13 protein-coding genes are annotated in these 16,820 nt (G+C 64.1%); 5 read left to right on the top strand and 8 right to left on the bottom strand.

Features of this window, described 5'->3' with window-relative positions; translation table 11 throughout:
* Window positions 1-113: 113 nt before the first annotated feature.
* Both MRY80_RS17110 and MRY80_RS17105 read left to right on the top strand, forming a co-directional pair.
* The gene (locus tag MRY80_RS17110) at window positions 114-1,358 is read left to right on the top strand and encodes an aconitase X catalytic domain-containing protein (protein ID WP_293292269.1); all 1,245 of its coding nucleotides are present in this window, start codon (window positions 114-116) and stop codon (window positions 1,356-1,358) included.
* Window positions 1,355-1,765: a DUF126 domain-containing protein gene (locus MRY80_RS17105; protein WP_293292268.1), complete on the top strand. Its 411-nt coding sequence runs from the start codon at window positions 1,355-1,357 to the stop codon at window positions 1,763-1,765. The genes MRY80_RS17110 and MRY80_RS17105 overlap by 4 nt, the downstream gene beginning before the upstream one ends.
* Window positions 1,766-2,286: 521 nt before the next feature.
* Here the strand turns inward: MRY80_RS17105 and MRY80_RS17100 are convergent.
* From MRY80_RS17100 to MRY80_RS17065, 8 genes are all read right to left on the bottom strand, one after another.
* A complete protein-coding gene (locus MRY80_RS17100) occupies window positions 2,287-3,903 on the bottom strand; it encodes a GMC family oxidoreductase N-terminal domain-containing protein (protein ID WP_293292267.1) in 1,617 nt (538 codons plus the stop codon).
* 117 nt (window positions 3,904-4,020) lie between these two features.
* Window positions 4,021-5,112 carry an AbrB family transcriptional regulator gene (locus tag MRY80_RS17095; protein ID WP_293292266.1) on the bottom strand — a complete coding sequence of 364 codons (1,092 nt, stop codon included), beginning with the start codon at window positions 5,110-5,112 and terminating at the stop codon, window positions 4,021-4,023.
* A gap of 24 nt (window positions 5,113-5,136) precedes the next feature.
* Complete coding sequence (betC, locus tag MRY80_RS17090) at window positions 5,137-6,699, bottom strand: choline-sulfatase (protein WP_293292265.1); 1,563 nt, start codon at window positions 6,697-6,699, stop codon at window positions 5,137-5,139.
* Window positions 6,700-6,723: 24 nt separating this feature from the next.
* Window positions 6,724-7,728 (bottom strand): hypothetical protein, encoded by a 1,005-nt coding sequence (locus MRY80_RS17085; protein ID WP_293292264.1) that lies wholly within the window; start codon window positions 7,726-7,728, stop codon window positions 6,724-6,726.
* A gap of 134 nt (window positions 7,729-7,862) precedes the next feature.
* Complete coding sequence (locus MRY80_RS17080; protein WP_293292263.1) at window positions 7,863-9,368, bottom strand: sulfatase-like hydrolase/transferase; 1,506 nt, start codon at window positions 9,366-9,368, stop codon at window positions 7,863-7,865.
* Window positions 9,369-9,401: 33 nt separating this feature from the next.
* Window positions 9,402-9,893, bottom strand: a complete 492-nt coding sequence (locus MRY80_RS17075; RefSeq protein WP_293292262.1) for a tripartite tricarboxylate transporter TctB family protein — start codon at window positions 9,891-9,893, stop codon at window positions 9,402-9,404.
* Between the two features lie 11 nt (window positions 9,894-9,904).
* On the bottom strand, window positions 9,905-11,428 hold the full coding sequence (locus MRY80_RS17070; protein ID WP_293292261.1) for a tripartite tricarboxylate transporter permease: 1,524 nt from the start codon (window positions 11,426-11,428) through the stop codon (window positions 9,905-9,907).
* Window positions 11,429-11,600: 172 nt separating this feature from the next.
* Window positions 11,601-13,073 (bottom strand): NAD-dependent succinate-semialdehyde dehydrogenase, encoded by a 1,473-nt coding sequence (locus MRY80_RS17065; protein WP_293292260.1) that lies wholly within the window; start codon window positions 13,071-13,073, stop codon window positions 11,601-11,603.
* A gap of 294 nt (window positions 13,074-13,367) precedes the next feature.
* Here MRY80_RS17065 and MRY80_RS17060 point away from each other — a divergent pair, with 294 nt between their 5' ends.
* The 3 genes from MRY80_RS17060 (at window position 13,368) to MRY80_RS17050 (ending at window position 16,736) form a co-directional block, all read left to right on the top strand.
* The gene (locus MRY80_RS17060) at window positions 13,368-14,066 is read left to right on the top strand and encodes a Crp/Fnr family transcriptional regulator (protein WP_293292259.1); all 699 of its coding nucleotides are present in this window, start codon (window positions 13,368-13,370) and stop codon (window positions 14,064-14,066) included.
* Between the two features lie 284 nt (window positions 14,067-14,350).
* Window positions 14,351-15,442, top strand: a complete 1,092-nt coding sequence (locus MRY80_RS17055; protein WP_293292258.1) for a hypothetical protein — start codon at window positions 14,351-14,353, stop codon at window positions 15,440-15,442.
* Window positions 15,443-15,518: 76 nt separating this feature from the next.
* A complete protein-coding gene (locus MRY80_RS17050; protein WP_293292257.1) occupies window positions 15,519-16,736 on the top strand; it encodes a CaiB/BaiF CoA-transferase family protein in 1,218 nt (405 codons plus the stop codon).
* Window positions 16,737-16,820: the final 84 nt, after the last annotated feature.

The raw sequence follows: 16,820 nt of genomic DNA, 5'->3' as shown, positions 1-16,820 counted from the left end.
GCCCCGCCTGATCTGAACGGCCGGTGCCGTTGGGCGGTTCCGCGAGCGTGCGCTCCGGAACCGCCCAGCTCGGCACCGCAGCCCCCAAACTACCCATCATTCGAGGTTACGACGTGAAATTGAGCAATGTCGAAGAAGCCATGCTCGCGGGAGAGCTCGGCGAGCCAAGACGCTGGGCGATGGATCACATGATCAAGGTCGGCACGATGTTCGATGCGGCCGATTTCGTCGAAGTGACCCAGGCCCACATGATGGCGGACCCGGAATCGATCGGCCCCGCAGGCCTGGAGCTGGTGGAGCAGATGGCCCGCCACCCGGAAGCGGAACGGCGCGTGGCAATTCCGATGATCACGGATCCGCGCGGCGTCGACCTGAACCATTATCGCCCGCTCGGCCAGACGGAAGAAATGGCAGAGATCGAGCGACGCTTCATCGCCGCCTGCGGTGAACTCGGCATCATGATGACGAACACCTGCATCAACTACCAGACCATTCTTCCGCCGGTTCACGGCGAGCACGTTGCGTTCGGCGACACGGGCGTCGTCATCTATTCCAACAGCGTTCTGGGCGCCCGCTCCAACTTCGAGGGCGGACCATCGGCGCTTGCCGCAGGACTGACCGGCCGCACGCCCCGCTACGGCCTCCATCTCGACGAGCGCCGACTGGCGACACGCCGCTTCGTGGTGCGGCATCAACCTGAAGGCCTCACAGGCTGGGGCGCGCTCGGCGCCGTCATCGGCCAGAAATCCGGGTCCTACTGGGCCGTCCCCGTGATCGAAGGCATCGAGCGCCAGCCCGGCTCCGACGAAATGAAACACTTCGGCGCCGCGATGGCGAGCTACGGCTCGACGCCGTTGTTTCACATTGTCGGCGTCACGACCGAAGCCCCCACGCTCGCCGCTGTCGGCGGGGACAAATTGCCGGCCGAAGAGATCGGCGCCGAGGATCTCGCCGCATTGCAGGCGCGCTTCGGCGCGAAAGGCGATCCGGTCGACGTCGTCGTTTTCGCGGCCCCCCAGCTTTCGCTGGTCGAGATGAACCAGGTCGCCGCCCTTTGCGACGGCAGGAGCCTTCATCCGGATACCGCGATGATCGTCTGCACGTCGCCTTCCGTCTTCGCGGACGCGCTCCGGCTCGGCCTCGTCGGCCGGATCGAGGCGACCGGCGCCAAGGTGCTCGAGGGAACCTGCTTCTACAACCAGTATGCGCGGGAGATCGGCGAAGCCAATGGCTGGAAACGGCTGCTGTCGAATTCGGCGAAGATCGTCAACATCCTGGGCGGCTACGGATATCAGCCGGCACTCGCCTCGATGGAACATTGCATTGAATCAGCCTGTACCGGAAGGATCGTCCAGTGATTGAACTCCTTTGCCATCCTGGAATCGGCCCCACCGTGGAAGGCGAGGCGCTGGTTGCCAAAGACGGCTTCTCGGCGCGCTATGACCTCGACAGGGTCAAGGGCGTGTTCTCGCGCCCGCAGCACGCGCTGGCCGGTGAATCCTACGTCGGAAAGGTCCTCGTGCTGGACACGGCGAAGGGCGGTGTCGCCTCTGCCTGGATGCTGCACGAGATGAAGTCGCGCGGCATCATCCCCGCGGCGATCCTGTTCAACACGGCCAACACCATCCTGGCGCAGGGCGCGGCCCTCGCCGATCTCACGATGTGCGACCGCTTTGCGGACGGCGACGTCACGACGCTGATCCGCACCGGCGATCACGTCCGCGTGGACCCCGCAAAGGGCCACGTCACCATCCTCAACCGCTGATGCCTCCCAAGCCCAAGAGCCCCGCGCCATCCGGTCACCCGGCCGGCGCGGTCGGCTCGCGGCGGTGCCCCGGTTACACCGTTATTTCCGTCTTCACACCCTGGCCCTGTTCGCATGGCGAAGCGCGGCCGGACGCGCCTGAAGTCCCCGACGGTGTCTTCGGCCCCTTGATTGGCATCACCAGCCTGTCGCGTTCGGGAACGTCGTGATCGGCGCAAGGCCGGCAACGCCTTGATCCTCGACGGTCCGATCCCCGCGTGATGGGCTTCAAGCGCCCTCTATCTGTCCAGACAAGCTGAAACAGAATCCGTGGCGCAAGCGTCGGCACAAGGCTGAATTGGTTGTGGGATAAAGCGGCCGGGAACAGCGATCCGGCGAAGCGGCCCAAAGTCGCGACCATCATGCGCCGAAACAATCCGGCGCCCGCGAATTGAGATGATCTGTCGACTTGCGCCTGGTTTCCGGCCGGCAAGATCCGGCCGGAGCGCCCGTTTCACGTCACTGCAAAGCGGTGACGGCGGTCAGCGATTGTCCGCCAGGACCATCTCGGCGGCCTTCTCGCCCACGACGATCGCGGGCGCGTTGGTGTTCGACGAGCACATGGTCGGGAAGACGGAAGCGTCGGCGACGCGCAGCCCGGACACGCCACGCACCTTCAGGGTCGGATCGACCACCGAGGCCTCGTCGCCCCCCATCCGGCAGGAGCCCACGGGGTGATAGGAGGTCTGAGACGTCGAGCGCGCATAGTCGAGAAGCTCGTCATCCGTTGTCGCATCGCCGCCCGGGCGGGTTTCCACCAGCCCGAAGGCCTGCATCGCCGGCGTATCGGCGATGCGGCGCGCCAGGCGCATGGCATCGACCGTCACCTTCTGGTCGTCGGGATGAGCGAGATAGTTGGCGCTGATCAGCGGATGCTCCCGCGCGTCCTTCGACTTGACGTGCACCCAGCCGCGCGACTTCGGCCGCAGCGGAAACGTACCAATCGAGACGCCGGGGAAATCGTCGAGCACGAGCTTGTTGGGATCGCGCGCGTCAGCGCTCGACATCCAGTGGAGCTGGATCTTCATGTCGGCCTGGGGATCATCCGGATTGTTCCTCACGAGCGCGTGCAGGCACTGTCCGCTGCAGGTCATCAGACCGGTGCCGAAGAAAACGAACCGCGCGCCCATCAATCCCTTGCGAATGGGATTGCGAATGATCTGGTTCATCGTGATCACGTTGTCACACGAGAAGCTCAGGCGCGTATGCAGGTGGTCGTGCAGGTTCTCGCCGACATTGCGCGAATCCTGCATCACGTCGATGCCGATCTCCTTGAGCCGGTCGGCCTGACCGATGCCGGACAGTTCGAGGATTTGCGGCGTCTGCACCGCGCCCGCCGACAGGATGACCTCCCGCCCGCAACGCACCGTTTCGATCTTGCCGGCAGTATCGATCTCGACGCCCACCGCGCGCCGGCCCTCGAAGATCACCTTGCGAACCATCGCGCCGGTGCGAATGTCGAGGTTCGGCAGCGCACGGCCCTTCTTCAGATAGGCCTCGCGCGTCCCCTGTCGCCAGCCGCGCTTTGTGTTGAATTGCAGGTATCCGACGCCTTCATATTCGCCGCTGTTGTAGTCGTCGGTCGACGGGATGCCGACGGCCTCGCACCCGGCGCGGAACGAATCCATCAACGGCTTGCGGGCCGAGAAATTCGTGACCGTCACCGGTCCGTCGCTGCCGCGGTCGGGGCCGGATCCGCTGGCATAGGTTTCGATCTTGCGGAAATAGGGCTTCAAATCGTCGCCGCCCCATCCCGGAAGCGCGAATTCGTCGCGCCAGCGGTCGTATTCCGCCGGATCGCCATGGACCCAGATCATGCCGTTGACCGTCGATGAACCGCCGAGATTGCGGCCGCGCGGCCAGAACAGGCGGCGTCCCTTCATGTGGCTTTCGGGCTCGGTGAAGAAGCGCCACATGCTGCGCTCGCTGCGCACCAGGTAATACACTCCGGCGGGGATGCTGGTCCAAATCCAGCGATCGTCGGGGCCGGCCTCGAGCAGCAGCACCTTGTGCCGCCCGTCCTCGGCGAGGCGAACGGCAGCGGCAGCACCGGCAGAGCCGGCGCCGGCAACGATGAAATCATAACGAGTAGTTGGCATCCGCCTCTCCGAATTTACGGCGCCGGCGGACGTTCGCCGGCTTCTTCTGCTACCGGGATAGCGGGGGTGCGGAATTCAGTTTGTTCGCGCTCCTACAATCGGGGTGGAATGTCGGCTTCACGCGAGAAAGCGGCGGAACAGCCGAAAGCCGATCGGCGTCAGCGCGACCACCATCGCGACGCGGGCGATATGGGCGAAGGAAATGAACACCATGTCCTGCCCCATCGCCAGCGCGAGCAGGCTCATCTCGGTGGCGCCGCCCGGCGAGAACGCAAGAAAGGATTGTGCCATCTCGGTCGGCGAGAACATCGAGACGATGCCCGCGAAGATCACCGACACCACGAGGATCAGCATGGTTGCGACGATGCCGACGGCCAGGTAGCGGAAGATCTCGGCTACCGAGACGCCGACGAAACGGGCGCCGACGATCGCGCCGATCACAAGCTGCGCCGCCCAGGACAGGATGGTCGGCGGCGGAACCTCAACGACGCCTGCTGTGTGGGCGATGGCGCTGCAGATCAGCGGCCCCGTCAGCAGCGCGGCCGGCAAGCGCAGCCGCGGGGCGACCACCGCGCCGACCACCCCGCATGTGAGCAACCAGCCAACATCCGAAAGGGCCAGCGACGAAAACGACGTGAACGATCGCTGCCCGCCAACCTGGACATCCAGGAAGAACCCGTAGGACAGCACCACCGTGAGAACGACGATCAGGATGCGCGTGGCATGGCTCAGGCCGATCACCCGCCCGTCGCCGCCGGCGTCCTCGCCCATGTGGAGCAGTTCGTTGATGCCTCCCGGCATCGCGCTGAAAAAGGCCGTCACCCGGTCATACCGCGCGACCTTGCGAAGATAGACATAGGCGACGACCCCGGTGCACGTGATGTAGACGGGCATGAGGGCCAGCGTCAGCAGCCAGCTCCCGGCATTCGCGAAGACGGCGGTGCTGAAGCCCGATCCCAGCATGACGCCCAGCACAGGAACGAAGAGAGGCCGCAAAGCGACCGGCGCGGAGATCGGCGCGCCGGCCACCGAAGCGACCATCGTTGCGATCATCGCTCCGAGCAGCCATGGCATCGGCATCATGACCTGCCGTGCCACAAGCGCGCCGGCGACGCCGATCAGGAGCGCGGCGGCGCTGCGCAGCCATGTCCGGCCCGGCGAGACCGGTGATGATTTCTCAGTGTCAGGACCGGGCACGGCTTCCGTCATCGATAGATCCCGAAGTCGCAGCCGTTACGGCTTCAGGTTCTCGTCCTCGGGCTCGAAATCGACCGGCGGCGATTCGTAGAAGGGGAAGCGCTGCATCGCCTTTCGGTGAAAAGCCGCCTGTCGGCCCCTCACATACCGGTTTGCGTCATTGTGCGAGATTTCCGGCGACCAGTTGGAGTATTTCGGGGTCCGCTCCGTCAGATCGCGCAGGAACAGCCGTCGTCTCTGGCTTTCGATACAGGCAAGCCTGATCTCTTCGGGCTCCCAGCCATCCATCAACCGCGCATGCAGTTCGGCCTGGATTTCGGCGTAATCCGGGTTGCCGGCAAGGCCGTTGAGTTCGTCCGGATCGGCGACGACATCGAACATCATCGGTTCGAGCCCGTGATGGACCCAATATTTGTATCGGCCGCGGCGGACCATGCGCGAAGGCGCCTGATGGCCCGACGCGGAATATTCGCAGATCATCTCGTCCTTCCAGCCGGCCTCGTCGCCCTTCAGAAGCGGCACGAGGCTGTCGCCGTCCTGCCCCGTCTCGATGGGGAGCGTCCCGCCGGCGATGTCGACCATCGTCGGCATGAGATCGACGAGGGAGACGACCTTGTCGGACCGCCCCGGCTCGATGCCGGGACCGCTGACGAGCAGCGGCACCCGCGCGGACCACTCGAAGAAGCAGTCCTTCATCCACATGCCGCGCTCGCCGAGCATCTCGCCATGGTCCGAGGTGAAGATGACGACCGTGTTGTCGTCCAGTCCGGTCGACTTGAGGGCGGCCATCAACTGGCCAACCCGGTCATCGATATACGACATCATCGCATAGTAGGCGTGACGCGATTTGCGTACGCGCTCTTCGGTCATGTCGTAGAGATGCAGGCCTTGAGCGATGTGCTTCTTCTGATTGAAGGGATCGAGTTCCTCGTAGGGAACCGGGGGCACCCGCGGCATGTCGATCTCGTCTTCCGAATAACGGTCCCAATATTCCTGGGGCGCCACGAAAGGCGGATGCGGCTGGGTGAACGAAATCGTCAGCAGGAACGGCCGGTCTTCCGGGTCCCTTGCCAGGTCGAAGAGCTTCTGCAGCCCCCAGAACGCCACCTCGTCATCGAAATCCTGCTGCAGGTTGCGCACCGACGGACCCGCATCGGTCACGTTGCGAATGCGAATGCCGCCGCCCTTGCGGATCCTCTCGTTCCAGTTGGACGTCCAGGAGAAATCCGACGGATAGACATCCGTGGTCAGACGCTCTTCGTAGCCGTGATACTGGTCCGGCCCGATGAAATGCATCTTGCCGCACAGGCTCGTCGAGTATCCGAGGCTTCGCAGGTGATGGGCGAAGGTCGGAATGTCGGCGGAAAACTCCGCTCCGTTGTCCCACTGCCGGATGGCGAATGGCAGGCGTCCGGCATGCATGGACGCGCGCGAAGGCGAGCAGAGCGGATAGTTGCAGTAGGCGGCGTCGAAAACGACCGATCGCTCCGCAAGCGCGTCGAGATGCGGCGTCTTCGCGACGGTGTTGCCATGCGTGCGCATGGCCTGCGGCGCGAGTTCATCGACCTGGATAAGCAGAATGTTCGATGGCTTTGTCATGGATTTCGTCTCCCCCCTCTGGCCTCAGATGTCCAGCGTGCGCGACAGCTCGAACATGTAGAACGCGCGCTCCAGCGTCGTGTCCAGCGTGATGTGGACCGGCTGCTCCTCAAGCGACGCGATCTGGCCGACGCGCAGCCATCGACCGTCCGGCGACTGCACATCGTAGTGCCATTGCCAAGCGTCGAGCGCGTGTTTCTTGAACTGGGCATCGCCCGTCACCGCGTACATGGCGGCCAGACCCCAGGCGACCTTGCCGTTGGAGATGATCTGGTAGATCTCCTCGTGGCAATTCTTGAAATATTCGAACGCCTTGTAGCCGCCGTCGATCCACTTGCGGTCGCCAGTGGCCAGATAGAGGTTCGCACAGGCGTTCATCGCCATGCCGACGTACCAGTAGACCTGGCCGGGTGTCCCCATCTCGATGCTGTAAACAAGGGCCAGGCCTTCGCGGATGTCCTTGTCGATGATCTTGCCGCTGGCGTCGCGGCGCAGATAGAGCTTGCCCTTGGCGTCGGGCTGATCGTCCATCATGGCGATCATGTAGTCACCCGCCCGCTGGGCCGCGGCCAGGCGCCCCATGGCGATCAGAGCCAGGACACCGGACCCGGTGGAGCCCCAGCAGGTTTCGCGCTTTTCGGCCGGCGCGTGCGGGTCGGCAAACAGACCGCCGGTCAACGGGTCGATCTGCCCCTCGATGAAGTCGCCCAGAGCACGGGAAAGGTCATAGCGGCCGAGCACATGCACGCCGCGTCCCAGCCATGCGTTGCGATAGTTGGAGAAGCCGGGGCCCGTCGGATCGCCCTCGAGCGCATTGATGTCGCCATTCACAAGGAACGTTTTTTCGATGTAGTTCGCGATCCGCCGGGCCTCGCTGACACGACCGCCGGTGGTGAAGGCGACCACCGATTTGTAATAGCCGTTGATGATGTTGCCGGCGTCGCGAAAGCCCACCTCGTCATCGACCAGCGATGCCGCCCAATCGAGCGCAAGATGTCCGCGTGCAAGCAATTTGTCGGCAGTCAACATGCCCTTCTCCCTGTCTTTGTGAAATGTCGGCACACGCGCCGGCGTCGCGGCCGTATGCCTTGATGCGGGAACTCTAGGGCCTTGGTCCGGGCAGGATTGTCACCGCCCGGACATTCTCGAAAAAGCGATCCGGTTCACTCGGAAAAAACGGCTTCCGGCAGGAAGAACGTGTTCTTGGCGAGCACCTTGCGCTCGACCATCGAGCGATGCGGCCGCACGGGCCGGATCGACAGGAACGGCCGGGCATAGCGGGCCTGCAGAGCCTCGATCCGGTCGTCCGCGACACCCTTGCCGACAAGGTTGTCGTTCTCCAGCGGATCGGCGACGAGATCGAAGAACTGCATCGCTTCGCCCGTGTCCTCGTAAACCACGAGCTTCTCGGTTGCGGTTCGGAACATCGCCACCCCGTAGGCCTCGGAGATCGCGACCTCGCGGGCGACCGATTCCCCTTCAAGGGCCGGCAGAAGCGACTGGGCATGCGAGGACGGCATCTGCGCGCCGGCGATCGCGCGGAACGTCGCCGAAATGTCGAACAGATCGACGAGGTCTTCGACCTGCTTGCCTTCCATGCCGCCCGGCGGACGGATGATCATGGGCACGCGCACCGAGGGCTCGTAGAAGACCATCTTCTTGACCATCCGGTGCTCGCCCATCATCTCGCCATGGTCGGAAACGTAGACGAACCAGGTGTTGTCCAGTTCGCCCTTCTCCTCCAGCGCGGCGATGATCTTGCCGATGGACTCGTCGATCATCATCATGTTGGCGTAGTAGGCGCGGCGCGCCTTGCGGATCGCCTCCAGCGTCATCGTGTCGGTGTCGCAATATTCGGTGAAGACCGACAGGAAGACGGAGAGCGGTCCGTCCTCCGGGATCTCCGGCGGCTCGAAGCTGCCCGGCATCGTGATCTCCGGGTCGCCGTAAGCCTCCAGCGCCTCGACCGGCGCATCCCAGGGATCGTGCGGGCCGCCGAACCCGACCTGCAGGAAGAACGGCTCGTCGCGATCGTAGGACCGGATCCAGTCGGCCGTGTAATCGCCGAGCCAGACGTCCATATGCGCCTCCAGCGGAAGCGGCAGCGGATCGGCGTTCCAGGCCGTGGCCGGCTTGAGGTTCGGATCCTCTTCCAGCGTGTGCTTGTTGCGGCTGGCGAGATATGTCCGGTAATCGTCGAGCAGGCCACGTTTCCTGAGATAGTCCGTGTAGATCGAATCGACGCGGAGGGTCGCCTCCTTGCCCGCGATCTCGTGCGTCTCGGCGAAGCCGTAATCCTTCAGGATGTGCGCGCGCGAGTTCATGTGCTCGTCGGCGCTCCAGGGCAGATGCGTGTAGAGGTGGGTCTTGCCGGTCTGCACCGTGTGATACCCGGCGTCACGCAGCGCCTGGACGAAGGTGGGCACCGTGGGCTGGACGACGGAGCTGTTCTGGAAGACGCCGTGGTCGCGCACGTAGCGCTCGCTCAGCATCGATGCCCGCGACGGCATGCACAAGGGCGCCTGGCAGATGCAGTTCTCAAACTGGATCCCCTCGGCGGCCAGCCTGTCGGTGTTCGGCGTTTTCGCCGACGGGTCGCCATAGGACCCCATCATGTCCGCGCGCTGCTGGTCGGGCATGATGAATACAATATTCGACCTCTTGGCCATCTCTCTCCCTTTCACTCAACCGGTTGCGCGCGGTCAGTAGTATCCGCGCGCGACAAGAAAATTCTGCAGAACGGACGCCGGGAAGGCGATGTGCATCACCTTGTTGAGCAGGACATAGGTGAAGGCCCATATCGCAATCCCGAGAACGCCCGCGGTCAGCCAGCGGCGCGTCGACAACCCGACGAACAGAAACAGGAAGATCGGCAACGTGATGTGGAAGCCGACCAGCCAGATGAAGACCGCCACGGCCAGTCCGATCGACGCATAGATGCGCCGACGTCGTGCGAACGCCCTGCGCTCGTCGTCGGAGTGCCACTCGTCGTCATTGGCGAAAACGCCGAACATCAGGCCCGAGACCGTGTGGAGCCCGGCGATGACCATGATCGCGATCGCGGTCAGGCTCGGCATGACGCCGGCACGGCCGTAACCGCGACCGATGTACAACGCGCAAGCGGCGAGGATGAACAGGACCACCCCGAGCCACCAGGTGACGGAACCCGCCGGTTTTTTGCGAACGATCGCCATGAAGGTGCTCCTCAGTCCTCGAAGGATTGTTCGCTTTGCGCCACCTGGACGCGCTGCTTGCGCATCCGGGCGAACAGCACGCTCGAGACGATCGCCACGATCATGATCTCCAGGACGATGACGATGGGGCGCTCCCACAGGAAGGCGGCGTCGTAGCGGCGCGTCGTGATCCAGAGATTGTTCTCGAGAAGTCCGCCGAGAACGAAACCGATGATCAGCGGAACGCGCGGCCAGTCGGAGTGCTTGAAGATGTAGCCGACCACTCCGAAAATCCCGAACAGGACGATGTCGCCGATGCCGTTGGTCGAGAGCATCGCGCCGACGATCATGAAGCAGAAGATGGTCGGCGCGATGATGTCGGCGCGCACGAAGCAGATCTTGATGAGATAGCGCTGCAGCCAGAGGCAGAGGAAAGCGACGATCAGGTTCGAGATCACGACGGTCCACGTCATCTGGAAGGTCAGCGGCAGGTTCTCGAAGAGCATGGACGGACCCGGACGGATACCGACGATGAGCAGCGCGCCCATCATGACCGCCATCGAGGCGTTGCCCGGAATGCCAAGCGCCAGCGTGGGAACGAGGGCGCCAGGCTTTTGCGCCGCGGTTCCGGATTCAGGCGCGATCACGCCACGGATGTCCCCCTTTCCGAACATCGACGAATCCTTGGCCGATTGCACGGCATGGCCGTAGCTCAGCCACTCGGCGACAGTGCCTCCGAGACCGGGGATCATCCCGGAGACGCAGCCGATCAGCCCGGTGCGAAGCACCAGCCAGCGGTTGCGCATCGTGTCGCGGAAGCCTGCAAGCGCGCCGGTCTTCGGATCGAGGTCGTTGCCGTCTCCGGCGATCGAGCTGCGCTTGAGCAGCATGTCCAGCACTTCGGGAAGCGCAAAGAGGCCGAGCGCGATCGGCACAATCGGGATGCCGGCTTCCAGGTAGGGAATGTCCATCGTGAAGCGGGATTGACGCGCATATTCCGCAAAGCCGATGGTCGAGAGCAAGAGGCCGAGAAACGCGACGATCAATCCGCGCGCGACCGACGTGCCGACGAGCGACGACGCCAGGACGAGGCCGAACAGCGACGTCATGAAAAATTCCGGCGAGGCGAAATTGTCGATCACATTGCGCAGCACCGGCAGGAACAGGATGATGACCACGGTGGAGACGAGCGTGCCCCAGACGCTGGCGAAGTAGGACGCGCTGAGCGCCCTGCCCGCCTCGCCCCGCTTTGCCATCGGATAGCCGTCGAGATAGGTGGCCTGGGCGGCGGCGGTGCCCGGCACACCAATCAGGACGGCCGGGATGGCGTCGGTCTGCGTCGTGACCGAATACATGCCGAGGAGGAACGCGACCGCCGTTTCCGGCGGCTGGGTGATGGCGATCGGCAGGAGCAGGCTCATGCCCGTCAGGCCGCTCAGCCCCGGGATGAGGCCGAAGATCATGCCGACTGAAATACCCATCATCATGAACATGAAGGTCTTCCAGTGGAACACGAATAGCAGGCCTTCCCAGCTACCGTTCAATACGTCGAGCATTCAAACCCTTCCTCCGCTGAAACGGAAACGCTGCTCCGTCGTGTTGCGTGCGCACCGTCCGGCGGCATGGCCGGCAAGCGACAGGCGCGATCCCTCCCGCCGCTCCGGGCGGCGAGCGCAATCCTAGGCGGGCAGGACACCCGCCATTGTCTTTCGGTTTACAAATCCGGCATCATTTGTCGATGCCCATGCACAGGTACTTCTCTTCCAGATATTCCATGATTCCGGACTGACCGCCTTCGCGGCCGAGGCCGCTTTCCTTGACGCCGCCGAACGGTGCGACGGGTGTGGAAATGACGCCGTCATTGACCCCGATCATGCCCGACTCGATCGCCTTGGACACGCGCCAGACGCGGTTCACGTCACGCGAATAGAAATAGGCGGCAAGACCGGCGTCCGTGTCGTTTGCGAGCGCGATGGCTTCGTCTTCCCCGGAAAACCGGACCACCGGAACGACCGGCCCGAAGGCCTCCTCGCGGAAGATGCGCATCTGCGAATTGACGCCCGTCAGGATGGTCGGCTGCAGGAAACTGCCGCCTCGCGCATGGACTTCGCCTCCGGTGACGAGCTCGGCGCCGTCGCGCACCGCATCGCGCACGAGGCCGAGCGCCTTTTCCATGCCGCGACGGTTGATCAGCGGACCGATCTGCGTCCCCTCTTCCAGCCCCGGCCCGACATTCAGCGCCTTGACGCGTTCGGCGAGCTGGTCGACGAAACTGTCATGGACCGCATCCTGAACCAGCAGCCGGTTCGGCGCGATGCAGACCTGTCCGGCATTGCGGAACTTCGCCGCCATGAAGCCGGCAAGCGCCTTGTCGAGGTCGGCGTCGTCGAACACGACGAACGGCGCGTTGCCGCCGAGCTCCATCGAGACCCGTTTCACCGTGCCCGCCGCAAGCGCGAGCAGGATCTTGCCGACCACCGTCGATCCGGTGAAGGAGAGCTTGCGCACGCGCGTGTCGGCGAGCAGCGCCTTGACGGTCTCGACCGCATTTTCCCGCGAACAGGTGATGACGTTGACGACGCCGTCGGGAATCCCCGCCTCATGCGCGAGTTCGGCCAGCGCAAGCGAGGTGAAGGGCGCGTCCTCGGACGGCTTCAGCACCGTGGCGCAGCCCGCCGCGATCGCCGGCGCGATCTTGCGTGCGACCATCGACAACGGGAAATTCCAGGGCGTGATCGCGACCGCCACGCCAACCGGCTCACGAGTGACGACCAACTGCTTTCCGGCGGCGAATTCGGGGATCACCTGGCCGTAGGCGCGACGGCCCTCCTCGGCGAACCAGTCGATGAAGTCTGCGGTCACGTCGGCTTCGCCCAGCGACTCGGCGAGGGGCTTGCCCTGTTCCGTCGTCAGCAGCCGCGCCAGTTCCACGCGGTTCGCACGTACCAGGTCGGCCCAGCCGCGCAACAGGCGGGCGCGTTCGCCGGCCAGGCGGCCCGCCCATCCGGCCTGCGCGGCGTAGGCGGCGGCGACCGCCTGCTCCGCGTCCTTCGGCGTGGCGTTCGGCACGGTGCCGACCAGCGACAGGTCCGCGGGGTTGACCACCTCGATGACATCCTGGCTTTCCGAAGCCGACCAGTTGCGTCCGATCAGCATCCGACCATCGATCGCCGCGCCTGCGGCCCCACCCAAAATACTCATGCCTAGCACCCGTCATTTGTCGTTGAGCGCGAATGCTGAACGTGCCGTTCGAAAAAGAGTGTCAGCGAGGTGACAGTTGCCCGAAGAGGCTCACGATTGAATTCATCGCCGAATTGGCGGATAAATCCGTGGCCTCGGTCGCGATCGCCAAGCCGCCGGGTGGGAGGATTGGATATGTTGAAGCGAGGTTCGGAATCGGTATTCGACGACAGGCCGCCGGTCGGCGGCAACGTCACACAGGACGGCGTCTTCAAAGGCGCGAGACTGAAAGTGGCTGACAGGTCGGAGGACCGAATGACGGCCTATCGCCGTGGATTGCTCCTCAGCCCCCTGTTCGCGGAACTTTCGGATCCGTCTCTCGATTACCTCGTCCGCAAGGCGCGCCTGGTCACATTCGACGCGGGCGAACGCGTTGTCGCGCGCGGCGATGAAATCCGCTATGCGGGCGTCGTTCTCAGCGGCGGCATACGCTCGTCGATCACCAGCATCGAAGGCTGCGAAGCCTCCTCCTCCGTCGTTCGGCGCGGCTCGTTCTTCGGCATCATGGGCATTCCGGAGCCGACCAAATCCCACTGGGATTGCGCGGCGGTCGCGAAGACGGAACTCGTGGCCCTCTACTGTTCCGACATCCGCGCATCGTTTGCGCACCATCCCGAAATCGCGCTCCTGGTTGCCAAGGCGCTGAACTATCGGCTGAAGAAGTCCTTCTCCCTCATCTCCAACGCGACGCTGCAGAACCTGGAGAACCGGGTGCGCCGGACGCTCGTCATGCTGGCCGGCGATCCGCGATATGGCGGAGAAAAGCCCGCGGACATCGCGATCACCCAGGAAGCGCTCGGCAATTTCGTGCAATGCACGCGCCCGACGATCAACAAGGTGCTGAAGGACCTGGAGCGCGCGGGCATGATCGAGGTCGGATACGGCCGCATCCGCATCGTGAACATGCGCGCCCTGCAGGCGGAGATCGAGGACGAGGCGGTCTACTACCTGTAGAAGGTCCGGCCCCACTCACCGCTTCATCGGCATCACCCTCCCTCAGCGGTTCGCAGTTCTGCGCGACCCGGCGAAACTCCGTTCGTCCGCTGACAAGCGTGGCCGCCGGAACACCTCCTCCGGCCGACCTTGACTGCCCCTCCGACAATTGTCGCAGAGATGACAAATCTGCCGGCCTGCCGAACCTAGATTGAATTTGCACGAGGCAAACGGGGCGTGTCGCCGCCGGATGGCGCGACAGTCGAGGCTACGTGCGGTGCCATTCTTTTTTGGGAGGAACAGAGATGAAGATCATCAAGCGCATGTTTCGCAGTCTGACGATCGCCGGCGCAGTGGCGGGATTGTCCGTCGCGTCCGCGCAGACTGCGATGTCGGACGACATCACCTTTGAAGGCCAGACCGTCGAGATCATGGTCAACTTCACCGCCGGCGGCGCCACCGACACGGCCGTTCGCATGCTGGCGCCCTATGTCGTCAAATATCTGCCGGGCGAACCGAACGTCATCGTCACCAACCGGGCCGGTGCCGGCGGCACGGCGGCGATCGACTACCTGATCGATTCCGTCGCGCCCGACGGGATGCATATCGGCTATTTCTCCGGTACGGCGATCCGCTGGGCACTCGGCATGCAGCAAGTGCCGGAAGGCACCGGCGACCTGCCTTATGTCGCGGGCCGCAGCATCAACCAGATCATCCAGGTGTCCACGGAATCGGGTCTCACCTTCGACACCCTGCCGGGCTGGGACAAGCCGATCTTCTTTTCGACGAACAGCCCCGACAACCACGTTGTCGCGCGTTTGCGGATGCTGTTCAACGTGCTCGGGGTGAAGGAATTCCAGGTCATCAGCGGCTACCAGACGATGGGCAAGATGCTTGCCGCCATCCGTGCCGGCGAATCGGACATGTCGCAGGCCAATGACGCCTTCTTCGGCCCGAACCGCGAGGCGATCCTCGGCGACGGCAAGATCACGCCGCTTGCCCAGATGGGCGAGTACAAGGACGGCAGGATCGTCGCCCAGGCCGGCTTCGAGGACATTCCCGTTCTCGACGAGCTGTGGCGCAAGAATTCGCCCGAGACGCTGGACACGCCCGAATACAAGGCCTGGGAGGCGATCCATGTCGCCATGTCGATCCAGCACGTTTTCGTCCTGCCGCCGAACACCCCCGAGGAATATGTCTCGGTGTGGAGCGACGCCATCCTCAAGGGCTACGCCGATCCCGACTACATCAAGCAATTGACCGACACCGGCACGCCGGTGCCCGCTTCGATCGGTGCGGAAGACGTCAGGAAGAACCTGGCGCAGATGAAAGAGATGTTCGGCGATCCGGACGTCCACGCCGCGATCGAAGGTGCGATCGCAGAAAACATGAAATAAGCGATCACAACGGAATTCGAGGCCGGCGCTTCGCGCCGGCTTTTCTTTGCCTGAAATCGAACCAGGAGGACACTTCATGGCAACCGCTCTCGACGGCATCAAGGTCCTGGACCTGTCTCGCATTCTGGCAGGGCCGTGGGCGACACAATCGCTTGCCGATCTCGGCGCCGAGGTCTGGAAGGTGGAACATCCCGTCGGCGGGGACGACACCCGCAGTTGGGCACCGCCGGCCAAGAACGGCGTCACGACCTACTATATGAGCGCCAACCGCAACAAGAAGAGCATCGCGGTCGATCTCGGCAGCGAGCGGGGTCGCGAAATCGTGCTGGACCTCGCCCGAAAGGCCGACGTGGTCGTCGAGAACTTCCGGCCGTCGAGCCTCGCGAAGCTGGGGCTGACCTACGAGTCGCTGAAGGCGGTCAATCCGCGCATCATCCATTGTTCGATTTCTGGCTATGGCCGCGGCAGCGAATATGCGAGCCGGCCGGGCTACGATTTCGTTCTGCAGGCCGAAACGGGCTTCATGTCGATTACCGGCGAGGTCGAAGGCAACCCGATGCGGCTGGGCGTCGCCTTCATCGACTTGGTCACGGGCATGAACGCCACATCCGCCATCCTCGCCGCCCTTTATGCGCGCCGGGAGACGGGCGAAGGCCAGTATCTCGACATTGCCTTGCACCATAGCGGGCTCTACCTCCTGGCCAATGTCGCGTCCGGCCATCTCAACATGGGCACGGAGCCGCATCGCTACGGCAACGCGCACCCCTCGATCGCGCCCTATCAGTTGTTCGACACCGCCGACGACCCGATCGCATTGGCTGTCGGCAATGACGGCCAATTCCGCAGGCTCTGCGCAGACGTGCTGAGCGACGACGTTCTGGCCGGCGACCCCCGTTTCGCGACGAATGTGGATCGCGTCGCCAACCGAACGGTCCTGATCGAGACGCTCTCCCGGGCTTTCGCCTCGCGCACATCCGCCGACCTGATGGCGGCCATGGACGCGGCGGGCATTCCGGTCGGAAGGGTCAATACGGTCTCGCAGGCGTTCCGCGCCCCCGAGACAACGGCGCGAGGCGCGGTCGTGACCCTTCCCCACCCGGTCATCGGCGAGATGCAGGCGGTGGCGAGCCCGTTCGTCATGTCCGGCACCCCGGTGGCGGAGCCGGCCGCGCCGCCGCTTCTAGGCCAGCACACCCGCTCGATCCTGACGGAGGTTCTGGGTTGGGACGACGACCGGCTGGCATCCGCGCTGAACGACGGCATCGTCGGCGAAGGGACGGAAGGCTCGGTCTGAACTGGCGAACACGCCCGGTTCACCCTTCGACAATGCAAACGGCTGGCGCCTTTCAACCCTTGTGAAGGCGCCAGTGTCTTCCGG

This window comes from Oricola sp. (genome assembly GCF_022763245.1).
In the GTDB taxonomy this organism is placed as follows: Bacteria; Pseudomonadota; Alphaproteobacteria; order Rhizobiales; family Rhizobiaceae; genus Oricola.
Note: the sequence above shows the minus strand (reverse complement) of the source record. Positions and strands in the feature narration are given on the sequence as shown.

Bases quoted from the DNA above. Each gene is read 5' to 3' on its own strand.
- MRY80_RS17100 (WP_293292267.1), bottom strand. From the start codon at position 3,903: ATGCCAACTACTCGTTATGATTTCATCGTTGCCGGCGCCGGCTCTGCC.
- MRY80_RS17095 (WP_293292266.1), bottom strand. From the start codon at position 5,112: ATGACGGAAGCCGTGCCCGGTCCTGACACTGAGAAATCATCACCGGTC.
- betC (WP_293292265.1), bottom strand. From the start codon at position 6,699: ATGACAAAGCCATCGAACATTCTGCTTATCCAGGTCGATGAACTCGCG.
- MRY80_RS17085 (WP_293292264.1), bottom strand. From the start codon at position 7,728: ATGTTGACTGCCGACAAATTGCTTGCACGCGGACATCTTGCGCTCGAT.
- MRY80_RS17080 (WP_293292263.1), bottom strand. From the start codon at position 9,368: ATGGCCAAGAGGTCGAATATTGTATTCATCATGCCCGACCAGCAGCGC.
- MRY80_RS17075 (WP_293292262.1), bottom strand. From the start codon at position 9,893: ATGGCGATCGTTCGCAAAAAACCGGCGGGTTCCGTCACCTGGTGGCTC.
- MRY80_RS17070 (WP_293292261.1), bottom strand. From the start codon at position 11,428: ATGCTCGACGTATTGAACGGTAGCTGGGAAGGCCTGCTATTCGTGTTC.
- MRY80_RS17065 (WP_293292260.1), bottom strand. From the start codon at position 13,073: ATGAGTATTTTGGGTGGGGCCGCAGGCGCGGCGATCGATGGTCGGATG.
- MRY80_RS17060 (WP_293292259.1), top strand. From the start codon at position 13,368: ATGACGGCCTATCGCCGTGGATTGCTCCTCAGCCCCCTGTTCGCGGAA.
- MRY80_RS17055 (WP_293292258.1), top strand. From the start codon at position 14,351: ATGAAGATCATCAAGCGCATGTTTCGCAGTCTGACGATCGCCGGCGCA.
- MRY80_RS17050 (WP_293292257.1), top strand. From the start codon at position 15,519: ATGGCAACCGCTCTCGACGGCATCAAGGTCCTGGACCTGTCTCGCATT.